Origin of the sequence: Uniformispora flossi (assembly GCF_049534875.1) — a bacterium.
GTDB lineage: Bacteria > Actinomycetota > Actinomycetes > Streptomycetales > Streptomycetaceae > Yinghuangia > Yinghuangia aomiensis.
On record NZ_JBMULZ010000012.1, the window covers coordinates 142961 to 158652 of the forward strand.

General features: G+C 72.2%; 12 protein-coding genes and 1 pseudogene. 5 read left to right on the top strand and 8 right to left on the bottom strand.

The genetic code is table 11. From position 1 onward, the window contains the following. The first annotated feature begins 123 nt into the window (after window positions 1-123). Both ACPA54_RS24995 and ACPA54_RS25000 read left to right on the top strand, forming a co-directional pair. Window positions 124-1668, top strand: coding sequence for a zinc-dependent metalloprotease (locus ACPA54_RS24995; RefSeq protein WP_423533297.1), 1545 nt, complete (start codon window positions 124-126; stop codon window positions 1666-1668). A 74-nt stretch (window positions 1669-1742) separates the two neighbouring features. Continuing rightward, window positions 1743-2294, top strand: a complete 552-nt coding sequence (locus ACPA54_RS25000; protein ID WP_423533464.1) for an NUDIX hydrolase — start codon at window positions 1743-1745, stop codon at window positions 2292-2294. A gap of 96 nt (window positions 2295-2390) precedes the next feature. Here the strand turns inward: ACPA54_RS25000 and ACPA54_RS25005 are convergent, their stop codons facing one another. The 4 genes and pseudogenes from ACPA54_RS25005 to ACPA54_RS25020 form a co-directional block, all read right to left on the bottom strand. Beyond that, window positions 2391-3143 (bottom strand): AIM24 family protein, encoded by a 753-nt coding sequence (locus ACPA54_RS25005; protein WP_423533299.1) that lies wholly within the window; start codon window positions 3141-3143, stop codon window positions 2391-2393. A 15-nt stretch (window positions 3144-3158) separates the two neighbouring features. Continuing rightward, window positions 3159-3839: an AIM24 family protein gene (locus ACPA54_RS25010; protein WP_423533301.1), complete on the bottom strand. Its 681-nt coding sequence runs from the start codon at window positions 3837-3839 to the stop codon at window positions 3159-3161. A gap of 7 nt (window positions 3840-3846) precedes the next feature. Then, entirely contained in the window at window positions 3847-5574 is a 1728-nt protein-coding gene (locus tag ACPA54_RS25015; RefSeq protein ID WP_423533303.1) for a TerD family protein, read from the bottom strand. Between the two features lie 949 nt (window positions 5575-6523). Next, window positions 6524-7034, bottom strand: a pseudogene (locus ACPA54_RS25020) (M48 metallopeptidase family protein); the annotation flags it as partial. 443 nt (window positions 7035-7477) lie between these two features. Here ACPA54_RS25020 and ACPA54_RS25025 point away from each other — a divergent pair. Continuing rightward, entirely contained in the window at window positions 7478-8536 is a 1059-nt protein-coding gene (locus tag ACPA54_RS25025; RefSeq protein ID WP_423533304.1) for a ThiF family adenylyltransferase, read from the top strand. 575 nt (window positions 8537-9111) lie between these two features. Next, complete coding sequence (locus tag ACPA54_RS25030) at window positions 9112-10497, top strand: ABC1 kinase family protein (RefSeq protein WP_423533306.1); 1386 nt, start codon at window positions 9112-9114, stop codon at window positions 10495-10497. An 857-nt stretch (window positions 10498-11354) separates the two neighbouring features. On the opposite strand, the gene ACPA54_RS25035 is transcribed toward ACPA54_RS25030, so the two are convergent. The 4 genes from ACPA54_RS25035 to ACPA54_RS25050 all read right to left on the bottom strand — a co-directional run bounded on the left by ACPA54_RS25035 (window position 11355) and on the right by ACPA54_RS25050 (window position 15149). Beyond that, window positions 11355-11591 (bottom strand): hypothetical protein, encoded by a 237-nt coding sequence (locus ACPA54_RS25035; RefSeq protein ID WP_345673835.1) that lies wholly within the window; start codon window positions 11589-11591, stop codon window positions 11355-11357. Between the two features lie 62 nt (window positions 11592-11653). After that, window positions 11654-12037, bottom strand: a complete 384-nt coding sequence (locus ACPA54_RS25040) for a WhiB family transcriptional regulator (protein ID WP_423533309.1) — start codon at window positions 12035-12037, stop codon at window positions 11654-11656. Between the two features lie 113 nt (window positions 12038-12150). Continuing rightward, the gene (locus ACPA54_RS25045) at window positions 12151-12555 is read right to left on the bottom strand and encodes a hypothetical protein (RefSeq protein ID WP_423533311.1); all 405 of its coding nucleotides are present in this window, start codon (window positions 12553-12555) and stop codon (window positions 12151-12153) included. 371 nt (window positions 12556-12926) lie between these two features. Next, window positions 12927-15149 (bottom strand): ATP-dependent DNA helicase UvrD2, encoded by a 2223-nt coding sequence (locus tag ACPA54_RS25050; RefSeq protein WP_423533313.1) that lies wholly within the window; start codon window positions 15147-15149, stop codon window positions 12927-12929. Window positions 15150-15315: 166 nt separating this feature from the next. On the opposite strand from ACPA54_RS25050, the gene ACPA54_RS25055 reads away from it, so the two are divergent. Then, the gene (locus tag ACPA54_RS25055) at window positions 15316-15582 is read left to right on the top strand and encodes a mycoredoxin (protein WP_345673831.1); all 267 of its coding nucleotides are present in this window, start codon (window positions 15316-15318) and stop codon (window positions 15580-15582) included. The last annotated feature ends 110 nt before the right edge of the window (window positions 15583-15692 follow it).

Here is a 15692-nt window from a genome sequence, read left to right on the forward strand (position 1 = left end):
GAGGCGCGATTACGCGCCGACGCGGCCGGTCGGCCGCTGCCCGCGGGCAGCTCGAACGAGGCGCAGTGGTCCCCGCAGGCCGCCGCCCCCACACCCCCACCGGGGGTCGGCATGGAGGTTGTCATGGGTGACTTCCCCTTCGGTTTCGGCAAACCTTCCGGCGGCGGGGACGATCCCGATCGCAACGACTCGGACGATTCCTCGGACGCGTCGGGCGGGTCGGGAAGTTCCCGCGGCATCGGATTCGGCGGTCCCGGCTCGGGTTCCGGCGGTGCGGGGGGACCGGGCGGATCCGGTCCGGTGGGCCCCGGCGGGTTCGACCCGTTCGGCGACCCGAACAACCCGTTCGGCGCGCTTTTCGGCCAGATGAACCCCGCCGACCTGGGCGCCGCGTTCCAGCAGCTCGGCAAACTGCTCTCCTACGAGGGCGGCCCGGTGAACTGGGACCTCGCCAAGGACATCGCACGCCAGACCATCGCGCAGCGCGGGGACGCGAGCGTCGGCCGGGTCGAGCGGACCGAGGTCGAGGAGTCGATGCGGCTGGCCGAGCTGTGGCTGGACGAGGCGACGCCGCTGCCGTCCGGCGCGTCGACGGTGCTGGCGTGGAGCCGCGCGGAGTGGATCGAGGCGACCCTGCCGCAGTGGCGCGACCTGGTCGAGCCGCTGGCGACCCGGGTGGTCAGCGCCATGGGCGAGATGATGCCCGACGAGATGCAGCAGATGGCCGGGCCGCTGATGGGCATGATGCGCGGCATGGGCGGCGCGATGTTCGGCGCCCAGGTCGGCCAGGCGCTCGGCGCGCTGGCGGGCGAGGTCGTCGGGTCGGCGGACGTCGGCCTGCCGCTGGGCCCGGCCGGACGGGCGGCGCTGCTGCCAGCGAACCTGGCCGCGTTCGGCGAGGGCCTGGGCCTGCCGCAGGACGAGGTGCGGCTGTACCTGGCGCTGCGCGAGGCCGCGCACCAGCGGCTGTTCGCGCACGTGCCGTGGCTCCGTCGGCACCTGTTCGGCGCGGTCGAGGCGTACGCGCGCGGCATCAAGGTCGACATGAGCCGTCTGGAAGAGGCCGCGGGCCGGATCGACCCCACGAACCCGGAGGCGCTCCAGGAGGCGTTCACGCAGGGCCTGTTCGAGCCCGAGGAGACACCCGAGCAGAAGGCCGCGCTGGCCCGTCTGGAGACGGCGCTGGCGCTGGTCGAGGGCTGGGTGGACGCGGTCGTGCACAGTGCGGCGGCGCCGCGCCTGCCGTCCGCGGCCGCGCTGCGCGAGACGCTGCGGCGGCGCCGGGCGACCGGCGGCCCCGCCGAGCAGACGTTCGCCACGCTGGTCGGTCTGGAGATGCGGCCGCGGCGGCTGCGCGACGCGTCCCGGCTGTGGGCGTCGCTCGCCGACGCGCGCGGCATCGAGGGCCGCGACGCGCTGTGGGCGCACCCGGACATGCTGCCGACCGCCTCGGACCTGGACGACCCGGACGGCTTCGTGCACCGCGAGGAACTCGACCTGTCGGGCCTGACGGCACAGTTGGACGCGGACTTGGAAGCGCTGGAGAAGAAGGGCCGCGGGGAGTCGGACGACAAGCCGGACGCCCCCGGCGGCACGGACGAGGCCGGCGGCCAGAGCGGCAAGGAAGGCAAGGGCGGCGAGGACGGCCCGAAGGACGGTTCCGCGTGAGCCTGCCCGACTCCCGGAGCGGCGTTCCCGGCGGCGCTTCCACCGGCGCTCCGGCCACGCGCCTCGGCGCCCAGCTGCCCGACGCCCTGCACGGCGACACCGTGCGGGTGCTGTCCGGCTGGGACGCGCCCGACGACGACCAGGCACGGCTGCGCGACGCCTATCTCGCGCATCTGGCCGCCTACCCGGACGGCACGTACCGGGTGCGGCGCGAAGGCCATGTGACGGCCAGCGCCGCGATCATCGACCCGGCGGCGGGCCGCGTGCTGCTCACCCTGCACCCGAAGGTCGGCCTGTGGCTGCAGACCGGCGGCCATCTCGAAGCCGGCGACGCGTCGCTGGCGGCCGCGGCGCTGCGCGAGGCGACCGAGGAGTCCGGGATCGCCGGGCTGGAGCTGCTACCGGACCCGGTGCGGCTGGACCGGCACGATGTGCGCTGCGGCGGGCCGAACGCGTGGAGCGTCCACTACGACGTGCAGTACGCGGTGATCGCACCGTCCGACGCGGTGCCGGAGATCAGTGCGGAGTCGCTGGACCTGCGGTGGTTCGCGTTCGGCGCGCTGCCGGAGCAGACCGACGACGCGGTGCGCCGCCTGGTGACCCAGGCCGCGGAACTGGCCGGCTGACGCCCGCGGGCCCGGCCGACGGCCGGGCCCACCGAGAACGCCCGAGGGGCGCGTCCGAGAACTCGGACGCGCCCCTCGGTATGTGCTCTGCGCGGCTCAGCTGCCCCAGGTGTTCCCGCGCATCCCGCCCTGCTGCCCCATGCCGCGGTTGGCGAGGAAGCCGCCCGGCATCGTGAACTCCACGGGCGGCAGCAGCTCGCTCGGCTGCACGAGGACGTAGCCCTCGCCCTGGAAGCTCAGGTTCCAGCCTTCGCCGGTGCCGCCGCGGCGGCTCCACACGCGCTGCGAGGTCACCTGGGATTCCATGCGCGGCACCAGGCTGCTGCTCCACGCGACGACGGCGTCCGCGTCGGCGAAGACCTCCTGGTGCGGAGTGACCGGCATGACCAGGGGTGCTCCCGAGGTCATCACGGCGAGCTTGCCGGTGCCGCCGATCTCCAGCTGGTAGCTGCCGACGCCGGCGATCTGCTGCTCGCTCTCGATCGCCACGACGTTCCAGCTCAGCGTCGCGTCGAGGGCCAGGACGTACTGGCCGTCGACGGTCAGGCCGGTGTTCTGCAAGTCGATGATGTGCACCGACTGGGCGAGGTTCGCGAGGAACACCGTGCCCGCGCCGAAGCACCGCATCAGGTTGAGCTGCTCACCGGTCATGCCCGCGGCCCGGCGCTCGCCGCCGGTCTGCAGGTGGCCGTCGAAGTCGACGCCGCCGGTGAACGCGACCATCGTGCCCTTGCGGGCCAGGACTTCGCGGGACTGGCCGCCGAGCGCGACCCGCAGCATGTGCTTGTTCTGCAGGGCCCAGCGCTCCTGCGTCTGGATCTCCGCGTTGGCGAACAACGAACTCTGCACTTCGGTCTCCCCTGCTCAGCCGCGGAAGTGGAAGCGGTCGGTCGAGTCTTCCGACGGCTGAACGACGACGTAGCCCGCCCCGGTGAACGCGACCTGCATGGCCTCGCCGGTGCCGCGGCCGACCAGCGCGCCCAGGCGCGCCGAGCGCTTGCTCTTCACCCGCAGCCCGGTCGACCAGGCGACCAGCGCGTCGGGGTCGACGCAGGTCTCGCGCTCCCCCGGGTTCAGCACGACGGGCGTGCCCTGCGTGGTGATCGCCACCCAGCCGGTGCCGCGGATGGCGATGTTGAACATCCCGTTGCCGCTGAACTTGTTGACCAGGCCGGAGATGCTCTCGATCTTGTGCTCGAGCTGCGCGTCGAACGCCAGGACGTTGGCCGCGTTGACCGAGATCCCGTCGTTGTTGAGCTGCATCATCACCACGTCGGCGCCGTAGTCCGCGAGGTAGAGGTCGCCCTGCCCGGTGCACTTCATGAGGCCGAGGCGCTCGCCGACGACGGAGCCCATCATGCGCTGGCTGCGCGAGTCCCGCCACGGCTCGAAGGTGATGAAGCCCGTGTAGGCGATCATCGAGCCCTGCTTGGCCATCAGGTCGTAGCCCTGCTGGAGGGCGACACGGCAGATCTTGTTGCCGTGCGGCTGCATACGTGCGGACGGGGCGGTCTGGCCGTACGCCGCGATCATCTGCTGATCCATCGTTCCCTCACACTTCGTACGGCTGGACGACGATGAAGTGCCCCTGCATACCGCGGAATTGCAGCGACACGGTCTCGCCGCTGTGGCCCGGGTAGGCGGTGCGCCGCACGCGTACGGCGGTGCTCGTCGAGACCTGCATGCCGTCCGTCCACGCGACGATCGCGTTGGTGTCCGCGAACGTCGGTGCGCCCGGCGCCACCGGGAGGACCAGCGGGTGGCCCTTGGTCTTGACGATCACCGCGCCGTTGCCGGAGATGGTCTGCACGAAGAGGCCGCCGCCCGGAATGCCCTGGCCTTCGATGCGGCGCGGCTCGAGCGTGAGGCCTTCGTCCCAGGCCAGGAGGTTCGCCGCGTTCACGCAGAGGCGGTTGCCGCCCAGCTCGACGATGTGCAGGTCGGCGGACTGCTCGGCGAGGAAGACCTCGCCGTCACCTTCGACGCGCATGAGTTCGAGGGACTGGCCGGTCATCCGGTTCTCGAACCGGTCGCGCATGCGCTGGCCCTGGAACTTGAAGTCGACCTTGCCCTGGTAGGCGACCATGCTGCCCTGGCGGGCGATCACCTTGGGGCCGTTGCCGACGAGGACCTTGACCATCTTCGGGTTCTGCTGCGTCCAGCGGGCCTGGCCTTGGACCTCGGCGAACTGCTGGAGGCCGTAGGCGTAGGTCTGGTCGCCGCCGGCCGGAGCCTGGGGCATCCCCGGGGTGCCCATCGGCGCACCCATGCCCGGCGCGGGCATTCCGGGCTGCGGCATGCCGGGCTGGCCGCCGGGCGGCGGGTAACCGGGCTGCGGCATACCGGGAGGCGGCGGGAACTGGCCGGGCATGCCGCCCTGCTGCGGCACGGGCATCGGCGCGGGGGGCGCCATCTGGCCCTGCGGCATCATGCCGGGCTGGCTGCCGGGCGGCGGGAAACCGGTCTGGGGCATACCGGGGGGCTGCATGCCCGGCTGGGGCATGCCCGGCTGTGGCATTCCCGGCGGGGGGAACTGGCCCGGCGGCGGAGCCTGGCCGGGGAACTGCCCGGGCGGCTGCATCGGCGGCGCGGAGTGCGCGGGCACCGGCTGCGGGGCACCGGGCGGCGGGCCGAAGGACGGGTTGGGCTGCGGCGCGGGGGCGCCCGGAGGCGGCCCGAACGACGGCGCGGAGGCCTGGGGCGGCGGAGCGAATCCGCCCTGCGGGTCGCCCTTGCCGTCGTCCTCGTCCTCCATCGCCTCGCCGCCGAAGTTCTCCAGCAGCGCCTTGAGCCCGCCGTCGAAGCCCTGGCCGACCGCGGCGAACCGCCAGACGTTCGGCTCCTTGCGGTAGATGTCGGCGATCATGACGGCGCGCTCGGTGCTGAACTCGGTACCGGTGAACGCGTAGCGGACGACTTCCTGGCCGCCGACGGCGATCCGGATGTACCCGGACGCGACCTGCGACATCTGGCCCTGGCCGTCGAGCGTCGCGGTGAACGCGAGCTTCCCGATCTGCGGCGGCACCCGGTCGAGCGTCACCCGGAACGACTCCTGGTCGCCCGCTTGCGCGCCGAGCAGCTGAATCGACTCTTCGGGGGACTTCGGCTGGTTGAAGAAGACGAAGTACCGGTCGTCGGACAACCGGTCGTTCGCATCCAGTCCGAAGCAGCTGATGTCGAACGTCAGGCCGGGGGCATCCAGCCGCAGGCCGACGTACAGATCGGTTCCCGGTGTCAGATCGGCAAGCTTTGCCTTCTGACCCTTCCTGAACTCGACCACCTCGTGGCTCCCTTCCTGCCGGAAGGGGCCCACCCGGGCATGACCCCTCACCGCGCACGGCACGCTACAACACATCGACCCCGGCCGAACCCGGTCCCTCGGCCTTGTTGTCTCCCCGTCGACTCCCGACGTGGGCGCGGCTACTCCGGTTCCACACGACGGCCGCAACCCCCGCCCAAACCCGGGCAAACCCCGCAAGACACCACGCCGAATCGCCACCGGGCAAGCCCACACCGTATTACGGCGCCACCTACGAGCGCAGCGGTGCAGCAGCCGTTCATCCGCGAGGCGCGGGGGCGGGGGCGGATGGCACCCGGATGGGGGAACGGGGCGGGGGTGCGTTTCGCGCGCGGGGGGAGGTAGGGCGTACGAAGCAAGCCGGGCGGAGCGCCCGGTGCAGCCCGCTCCGCGGCGACCGGGCTCAGCCGCCACCCGGAGTCCGTTGTCGGCCGACCAGCCGGGCCAGGCCGGGGCGAGTGCGCCCAGCGCAGTCCGGTCCGCGCCCGACCAGTCCGCCCAACCACCGCTCGGGGCCCGCTGCGCGTGGCCGCCGCGGAGCCCGCTGCGGTCGGTGCGTGTCGACGGCGCGACTTCGCCTTGGTCGCCTGTCCTGCTTGGCCGTCTCCCCGCCCAGCCCCGCCCCGCCTACCGGGGCCGCCGGCCGGTACCGAGCCGCCGGTCCAACGGCTCCGCCCGGCCCCGGCGCGCTGAACCGCGCGGGTCGCCATGCCCTGTCGTCAGGCCCGGTTGCCCGGTGGGGTTCGGCCGGTGGTGCCCTTGCGGGGGCGACCGGAGGCGGCTGCGCTGTTGCGGGTGGGGCGGGGCGGCCCGTCGGTGGCCGTGCGTTCGATCAGGTCGTCGGGCTGGTCGACGCGCTCCGCGGACGGCTCGGCGGTGTCGCTCGGCGCGTCCGCGTCCGCATCGTCCTCGTCGCGGTCGTCGGAGATGTCGAGCCCGCCGGCCGCCGCGACGCCTTCGAGGTAACCGCGAGCGCGTTCGGTGCGCGGGTATGCGGCGAGCAGCGTCCAGAAGCGCGGTCCGTGACCCGGCACGAGCAGGTGCGCCAGCTCGTGCAGCAGGACGTAGTCGACGACGTACGGCGGCATGCCCTGGAGTCGGCTCGACAAGCGGATCGACGCGTCGAGCGGCGTGCACGAGCCCCAGCGCGTGTTCTGGTTGTCGACCCACCGCACGCTGGCCGGAATCGCCCGGCCGCCGAGGTACCGCTCGGACAAGTCGCGGGCGCGCTGGGCGAGCGCATCGTCGCTCGGCCGACGCCGGCGTTCCTGGGCGGCGAGCCGGTCGAGCATGATCCCGACCCAGCGCTGCTCCTCGGCCGCGGACATCCGTGCCGGAAGCAGCACCACCGTGCGATCGCCGTCGCGATACGCCGACACGGTTCGCCGCCGTCGAGCGCTGCGGCGGATCTCGACGGCGTGCTCGTGCGGGTTTCCGGGCATGCTGGAGCGCCCGGCCCCGGGATCGGCGGCCACAACCAGACGTTACCCAACGGCGCACGCCACGAGCCGTTGCTTCGCGGCCGCGTCCCCAATTCCCCCAGGTTGCCGAAAGACAACCGCGCATTTTGCGAAGTTTCACCTGGTTGTGAGGGTGATTCGGCGGATCATTCCGATCAGCACATGAGTCCCGATTCGACCCATGGCCGATCCCGGTCCACTCTCCCAGGGCATCGGCTGTGGACAACCCCCACCCTGTGGATAACTTTCCGCACGAATTTTCCGGACACGGCAGGGTTGTCGTACGGGCGACGCCGCACTCGCCCCGGTTCCACCGCCCGCAACATCCGCCCCACCGCCCTCAGCCACGTCCACATCCACATCCACGTCCGCATCCAAGCCACGTCCGCATCCACAGCCACGTCCGCATCCACGGGGAGACCGCCATGCGTCCGCGTCTGCGTCCCGCCCTCGCCCGTCTCTGGCGCGACCGCGAATCGCTCCAGCTCGGGCTCGACCCGGCGACGGCCGTCATGCTCACCGGGCTCGATCCGGGGACCGCGCAGGTCGTCGACCGCATCGACGGCACCCGCACACCCGCCGAGCTGGTCGATCAAGCGGTCGCCTTCGGGACGACCCCGGCACGCGTCCGCGAATTACTGCGCGTCCTCGCCGACGGAGGGCTCATCGAAAACGCCGACGCCGCCCGCGTGCCGCCGGACGATCCGCGGGCCCCCGACCGCGCCTCCGCGAGCCTGCTGCACCGCGAGCCGGACGGCGGCGCCGGAGTGCTCGCCCGCCGTGCCACCGCGGCCGTGATCGTCTACGGCGGCGGACGCGTCGGCTCCGCGACCGCCGCTTTGCTGGCCGCCGCGGGCGTCGGCACGGTCGAGGTCGTCGACCGGCGTCCGTCCACCCCGTCGGACGCCACCCCCGCCGGGGTGGTGTGGACCGGCGACCGCCGCAAACGCGACGCCGCCGCCCGGGACGCGCTGCGGCGCACCGCCCCGGCGGTCCGCTGCGCGCTGCCGCGCGGGCGGACCCCCGACGCCGCGGTGATCGTCGCCGAAGGACGCCCCGAGCCGAGGCTGGCCGCGCAGCTGAGCACCCACGGCATCCCGCACGTGTTTGCGGACACCCGGGAGACCACCGGCGTGGTCGGACCGTTCGTACAACCCGGCCTGACCCCGTGCAGCCGCTGCCTCGACCTGCACCGCCGCGACCGCGACCCGGCCTGGCCCCGCCTCCTGGCCCAGCTCGCCGCCGTCGAGCCGTCCCCGCACCGCGCGTGCGACACGGTCCTCGCCACCGCCGTCGCCGCCACCACCGCCCTCCAGGTCCTCATGCACCTCGACGGCGACACCCCCACCACCCAAGGCGCCACGATCGAGATCCCTCTCCCCGACGCCCACCCCCACCGCCGCACCTGGCACCCCCACCCCAGCTGCCTCTGCGGCGCCTTCGAAGCAACGGAAACAACGAGACCACTGGCGGACGTCGGCTGAAGCACCTGCGCGACCGGACCCGCGCGTTTCCGTCTCACGGCTCGTGGATGCCGAGGGCGGCGACCTGGCCCGGGTGCGCGGCGACCACGGTCGGCGAGCCACGGTCGGGGCGCGCGTGGTGGACCAGCGGTGGACGCCCGCAGGGCCTGGAGGACGCCCTGGCCGGCCGCCCTGGTCCACACCCCCAGTCCCCACGCAGTCCCGTCCGCCGCGGCACTCCAGCCGTACCCACTCCGCACCCGACGCGCCCGAGCGGCTGACCGCTTCCACCTGTCCCCCAGCCCCCACCGCGCGTCCCCAACCGACCCGAGCAGCTGACCCGTCTCCACCCGGCCTGCCCCGCCGCGTCACCCCGCCCCACCACGTCCAGTCTGCGCGCGCCCCCCGTTTCCTCATCCCTTCCTCATCCCTTCCTGGTCCCTTCCCGGTCCCTCCCTGGCCCCTTCCTGTCCGAGGCCACGCTGCCCGGTTCCCCTCGTCCACGTGCGGAAATTCACCCTCGCCAACCACCACGCGGGTGACCACGTGAGCGCCATCACGTATGGGAGGCTCGGGCGTCCGACACAATGGATGTCGTGAGCGATCTTCCGCGCAGGGCAGTGACCCGGACGGCCAAGCTCGCCTCGTTGCCCCTCGGGGTCGCGGGTAGAGCGACGCTGGGGCTCGGGCGGCGTATCGGCGGTCGCCCCGCCGAGATCGTCGCTGCCGAGTTGCAGCAGCGCACCGCGCAGCAGCTGTTCAAAGTGCTGGGCGAGCTCAAGGGCGGCGCCATGAAGCTCGGGCAGGCGCTGTCCGTCTTCGAGGCCGCGCTGCCCGAGGAGGTCGCGGGCCCTTATCGGGCCGCCCTGACCAAGCTGCAGGATGCCGCGCCGCCGATGCCGGCCCGCACGATCCACAAGGCGCTCGCGGACAACCTCGGTACGGACTGGCGTTCCCTGTTCCTCGAATTCGACGACAAGCCGGCCGCCGCCGCGTCGATCGGGCAGGTGCACCGCGCCGTGTGGCACGACGGGCGCGAGGTGGCCGTCAAGATCCAGTACCCGGGTGCCGGCGACGCGCTGATCTCCGACCTCAACCAGCTCGGCCACGTCGCGCGTTTCGCCGGATCGCTGATTCCCGGGATCGATGTCAAGCCGCTGATCGCCGAGCTGAAGGCGCGGGTCGCCGAGGAGCTGGACTACGAGCTGGAGGCGGAGTCCCAGCAGGCCCACGCGGACGAGTTCGAGAACGACCCGGACATCTACGTCCCGCGCGTCGTCTTCCAGGCCGAGCGCGTGCTGATCAGCGAGTGGATGGAGGGCACCCCGCTCTCCCGCATCATCGACAAGGGCACGCAGGAGGAGCGCGACCAGGCGGGGCACCTGCTGGTCCGCTTCCTGTTCTCCGGACCGGTGCGCACCGGCATGCTGCACGCCGACTCGCACCCGGGCAATTTCCGGTTGCTGCCGGACGGCCGACTCGGCGTCCTCGACTTCGGCACCGTCAACCGGCTGCCGGACGGCCTCCCGGAGCCGATCGGCACCGCGATGCGGCTCGCGCTCGACAACGAGGCCGACGGTGTCATGGAGGTCCTCCGCACGGAGGGCTTCGTGAAGCCGTCGATCGAGCTCGACGCGCAGGAAGTCCTCGACTACCTGCTGCCGATGGTGGAGCCCGCGCAGGTCGAGCGGTTCCGGTTCACGCGTGCGTGGATGCGGATCCAGGGCGCGCGGATCGGCGACCCGCGCAACCCCGCGTCCGTGATGGCGCGCCAGCTCAACCTGCCGCCGAACTACCTGCTGATCCACCGCGTCACGCTCAGCACCGTCGGCGTGCTGTGCCAGCTCAACGCCGAGGTCCCGTTCCGCGAGGAACTGGAGACGTGGCTGCCGGGCTTCGCCGAGCTGGAGTACGAAATCGACGACGAGTTCGACGAGTACGAGGAGTTCGACGAGGTCGAGGCCAAGGACGCCACCGACTGACGCCCCGTCGGGGCCACCCGGCCCGGCGGGTTCGCGGGCAATTCGCTTTGGGCAGCCTTGTAGTTCACTGGCCGGACCGGCGATCGCCCGAAGCAGGGCATGCCCCCGCGCAGTCCGACCGATCAGCCAGAACGCAGGCGCAAGGCTGGCCGTTCACCGCGGCCCGGCGAAGCCGAGCCCGGGACGAGGCGCCCACAGGCTCCACCCGGCCGGGCGTATAAAACGCACCCGCGGAACCGCCCGCCCGCTGCCCCGAAAGCCGCCCGGCGGTAGCCCCACGGGCAAATACTGCACGCGGCCGCCTAGTTCACCTACCGGTCCGGCGGTCGGCGAAGCCAGGCGCACGCCCGCCGGGTCAGCCACGCGCACGGGCCGGTCAACGACGCCAGACCGAGCACCGCCCCGACCCACCCCACGCACAGACAGACGCAACGGCGCCGGGACCGTCCGCCGCCCGAACCGCCCGCCCGATCACCCACCCCCAACGCACACGCGGACCCTCCCGCCCGGCGCCCCAAAAGGCACCCGGCGGTGGGTCCGCGGGCAAGTCCTGTGCACGGTCTGGTAATTCACCTGCCGGTCCGCCGGTCAGCCCAAGCCGACTACGGTGCGGCACGGCTCGCCCAGTCAGCCGGAAAACCGGCCGCCAGGTGAGTCGGCCACTCCCGTGGTCAGCCGAAGCCGACTGCGGTCCTGCACGGTCCACCCCGTCAGCCGGAAAACCGACCGCAGGGCGGATCGTCACCCCGTCGCACGCCCGACACTCCACATCAACAGCGGCAGAGCATCGAGATCACGGGGTTGTGCCGCCGGCCGTCCCCGGCAGTAGGGGGCGGGTGGCGAGGTTCGGGGCGCGACTACTGCATGACCGCGAGGGCCAAGGCCCTCCGTGCCCGCAGGCTGGCGACCTCGGCGCGACGCTTCATCTTGCGAGCGGCGCGGACGTGGGCGGCCCTGCGGTGCAGTTCGGCTTCGCGTAGTCGCTCCTCCATCTGTGCTCTTGCGAGGGCTTCGTAAAGGAGATGCATGTCACGGCTCCTGTCGACGACCGGCGCAGAGGTCGGCTCGGTCGCGGAAGGCTGGTAGGTGGTCATGGGTTCCTGGCTTGCGGTGCGATTGCGGCGGACGAGGGATGCGCGGGGGAGATCGGCGGGGTTCACGCGGCGACCTCGGTCTTGCGCGGACGCCCACGCGGCCGCTTGCGGGCGACGACGACGCCCTGGATGAACAGCTCCCCACCCCAGACGCCCCACGGCTCGCGGCGCTCGAGCGCGCCCTGGAGGCACGCGGCACGGACCGGGCACTCCTGGCAGAGGGCCTTCGCGTACTCGACGTCGGCGGGCGACTCGGCGAAGAACACCTCCGGGTCGTAGGAGCGGCACGGGATCGTGCCCTCGACGGTGTCGATGTCGTCGAACGCGGTCAAAGTCATCAGGTCTACCTCCGGAACGGGGACGGCCAGAGCGGCGGCGGTTGGCGGCTTGTCGTACGGCACGTGGTGCTCCTCGTTGGTGAATCGCCGAGCGGGCTCGGCCGGCATTGCTGCCACTTCATGCGTGTGCGCGGTCCTGGCGGGTTTCAGGGCAAAGACAAGGGCCGCGGATCCCGGTGTATACGGGTTCCGCGGCCCTGGAGAGCAGACCTGACGTGTCGTCAGGTTCGCGTCCTCCAGGACGGGTACCCGTGCATACCGGCAAATCCGGTCGATCCCATGGCGTGTGCCATGTCCGTGACCTGCTGCTGCTCACATGCCGCCACGTTCGATGCCAACGGTCGTGCATCGCGCGTGAGGACGGTCGTGCGCTCGCTGCCCCGCCATGCCTGCTCGACGCTGTGCGCCAGACCGATGCTTTCGCCGCGACCCGCGAGACGGGCGGCGTCGGTAATCACACGGGCATCGGTCTCGGCATAGACCGCCGAGGGCAGGTTCCGCACCGCGAAGCCATCGAGCTTCAGGACGGAGGCAGGCAGAAGCGAACCCAGCTCAGCAGAACGCACCGACATCGCGGACGGGGCGACGGCAGGACCGGCAACTGCGAGTTTGAAGTTGATCGTCATGTCGTTCGCCTCCCTTCCACGGGGGTCTCGGGGCGCCGCCGACTGGGCGGTTCCGGAAAACTGGTGGGCAGTGCTGCTGTGCTTGGTGCAGGGTGTGCAGTGCTGGACGTGCGGTGTTCGGCTCGGTTTCACAACCGAGCACGGTCAACACGTTGACCGTGCTCGTGAGGTTAGATCGGGTCCGGAAGGATGCGCAAACTATTTTCCGCGTGTCCGCTCTCACTCGAGGGAAGTCCCTCGGAATGCGGCTGTTTCCCGCGTGACCGGAACCTTGCGGAGCGTTCGCACGTTACTCCCGGAACTGCCCGCGCGGAAGATCGACGTCCCAGGTCAGAGCCGGTTCACCGGGCCCGTCCGAGACGGTCCGCGGATCAGAACTCGTCGTCCGGCGGGGCGGGCACGTCGTCCTCGGGCGCCACCGAAAAAACTTCTTCGGCAGGTTCGTCCGCGCCCTTCGGATCCCGTCCGGCGACCAGCGCCAGCACCTCCGCACCGAACCGGTCCAGCTTGGTCCGGTTGACGCCCGCGATCCGCGCCAGCTGCACCGCCGACGACGGCTGCACTTCGGCGATCGCCGTCACGGTCGCATCGGTGAACACGCAGTAGGCCGGTTGCCCCAGCTCGCTCGCGCGGTCCTGCCGCCAGTCCAGCAGCCGTTCCAGCATCGCCTCGTCGACGTTCGACGGGCAGTCGAGGCACCGCGCCAACTTCCGCTCCGCCGCCTCGGCCAACCCGCGCCCGCACACCCGGCACCGCACGGGTCCGGCCTTGCGGCGTTTCTCGCGCGGCGTGAACGGCTCCCCCGCCCGGCTCACCGGCCCGCGCCCCGCGGACAGCGACGCACCGGACGACGCCGATCCGCCGCGCAGCCCGTCCAGGAACCGCGACGCCTTGCGGTGCGCCCGCCCGCCCGGCGAACGGGACAGCGCCCACGACAGCACGAGGTGCTCGCGCGCCCGGGTGATCCCTACGTAGAGGAGGCGGCGTTCTTCTTCGATCTTGGCGTCGGTATCGGCGTAGGTGATCGGCAACATGCCCTCGGTAAGGCCGACCAGGAACACCGCGTCCCACTCCAGGCCCTTGGCGGCGTGCAGCGACGCGAGCGTGACCCCGTCGACCGTGGGGGCGTGCTGGGCGTTGGCGCGTTCGGCGAGTTCGTCGACGAAGTCGCGCAGGGTCGCCTCCGGCCGCCCGGCGGAGAAGTCCTCGGCGAGGCGCACCAGCGCGTTGACGGACTCCCAGCGCTCGCGGACCTGCCCGGATCCGCTCGGCGGTTCCGGTGTCCAGCCGCCGCCGGACGCGAGGACGGCGGACACCTCGGCGGCCAGCCCGTCGCCGTCGGCTCCCCCCGCCGAGCGGGCCGCGCCGCGCAGCAGCACGGCGGCCTGCCGCACCTCGGGACGTTCGAAGAACCGCTCGGCACCGCGCAGCACATAGGGGATGCCGCGGTCGGCCAACGCCTGCTCGTACGCCTCCGACTGCGAGTTGGTGCGGAACAGCACGGCGATCTCCGCGGCCCGCACCCCGCGGTCGAGGAGCTGCTTGACGCGCCGCGCAACGCCCTCGGCCTCGCCCGGTTCGTCGCCGTACTCGACGAACTCGGGCGCGGGGCCTTCGGCGCGCTGCGACACGAGTTCGAGACGGTGCTTGGCGGCCTCCCCGGTGGCATGCGTGAGCAGCCGGTTCGCCAGCCTCACGACCTGCGGGGTGGAGCGGTAGTCCCGCACCAGCTCGACGACTTCGGCGCCGCGGTGGCGATGGCGGAAGCCGAGCAGGTAGGACGGCGTGGCGCCGGTGAAGGAGTAGATGGTCTGGCTGGCGTCGCCGACCACGCACAGGCTGCGCGCGTGCTGCGTCCACAGGTCGAGGAGCCGCTGCTGGAGCGGGTTGACGTCCTGGTACTCGTCGACGGTGAAATGCCGGTACTGGGACTGGACTTGCTCGCGCACGTCGAGGCGTTCGTCGAGGAGGCCGATGGTCAGCAGCAGGACGTCTTCGAAGTCCATCTGGCCGCGGCCGGATTTCGCCTTCTCGTACGCCGCGTACACGCGGGCGACCTCCGCCGCGTCGCGCGGCGGTTTGCGGCCGGACGCGGCGACCTGCGCCACGTAGTCGTCCGGCGCGACCTGGGTGGCCTTGGCCCATTCGATCTCGCCGGTGAGGTCGCGCAGCTCGGCGCGGTCGGCACGCATCCGGCAGTGCTGGACGGCCTCCGCGACCAGCGGGACCTTGCTGTCGACGAGCCGCGGCGCGTTCACGCCGTAAGTACGCGGCCAGAAGAACTGGAGCTGGCGCAGCGCGGCGGCGTGGAAGGTTCGGGCCTGGACGCCGGGCACGCCGAGCTGGCGCAGCCGGCCGCGCATCTCGCCCGCGGCGCGCGCGGTGAAGGTGACGGCGAGGGTCTGCCCGGGCTGCATGACGCCGGTGAGGACGCCGTAGGCGATGCGGTGGGTGATCGCCCGCGTCTTGCCGGTCCCGGCGCCCGCGAGGACGCAGACCGCACCGTCGACGGACTTGGCCACCCGGCGCTGCTCGGGGTCGAGCGCGTCGAGGACCTCGTCGGCGGTGGGCGGGGGGCCGTAGTGGTCGATCACCGGGACATCCTCTCAGGCGACTCCGTCACATACCGGCCGTTGTCCACAGGCCCGCTCCCGGGGGTGAGGTTGTCCACAGGCTGCGGGGCCGGCGGCGGGAAGAAATCCGGATCCGGCGTACGTTGTGCGGAACGCCCGCAGCACCCGAGCAGAGGAGATCCCCGAGATGTCGGCCACCGTGACGATGTACAGCACCCCCTGGTGCGGGTACTGCCGCCGCCTCAAGAGCCAGATGGAGCGCGAGGGCGTGGCGTACACCGAGGTCGACATCGAGCAGGACGCGCAGGCGGCCGAGTACGTGATGAGCGTCAACGGCGGCAACCAGACCGTCCCGACGGTCGTCCTCGCGGGTCCCGGCGGCGACATCCAGTGGGTCGCGACCAACCCGAGCCTGGCCCAGGTCAAGGCCGCCGTGTCGGAAGCCGCGGCCTGACGCGGACGGAGCCCGGCTCCGCCCTGCCGCATTCCGCGTCGGCCCACTCCACGACGCCCAGCTCCGCACCATGCGATTCGGGACCCCGGATTCCGGGGTCCCGAGCGGCA

Bases quoted from the DNA above. Each gene is read 5' to 3' on its own strand.
- ACPA54_RS25035 (WP_345673835.1), bottom strand. From the start codon at position 11,591: ATGACCACCTACCAGCCTTCCGCGACCGAGCCGACCTCTGCGCCGGTC.
- ACPA54_RS25040 (WP_423533309.1), bottom strand. From the start codon at position 12,037: ATGCCGGCCGAGCCCGCTCGGCGATTCACCAACGAGGAGCACCACGTG.
- ACPA54_RS25025 (WP_423533304.1), top strand. From the start codon at position 7,478: ATGCGTCCGCGTCTGCGTCCCGCCCTCGCCCGTCTCTGGCGCGACCGC.
- ACPA54_RS25010 (WP_423533301.1), bottom strand. From the start codon at position 3,839: ATGGATCAGCAGATGATCGCGGCGTACGGCCAGACCGCCCCGTCCGCA.
- ACPA54_RS25045 (WP_423533311.1), bottom strand. From the start codon at position 12,555: ATGACGATCAACTTCAAACTCGCAGTTGCCGGTCCTGCCGTCGCCCCG.
- ACPA54_RS24995 (WP_423533297.1), top strand. From the start codon at position 124: ATGGGTGACTTCCCCTTCGGTTTCGGCAAACCTTCCGGCGGCGGGGAC.
- ACPA54_RS25055 (WP_345673831.1), top strand. From the start codon at position 15,316: ATGTCGGCCACCGTGACGATGTACAGCACCCCCTGGTGCGGGTACTGC.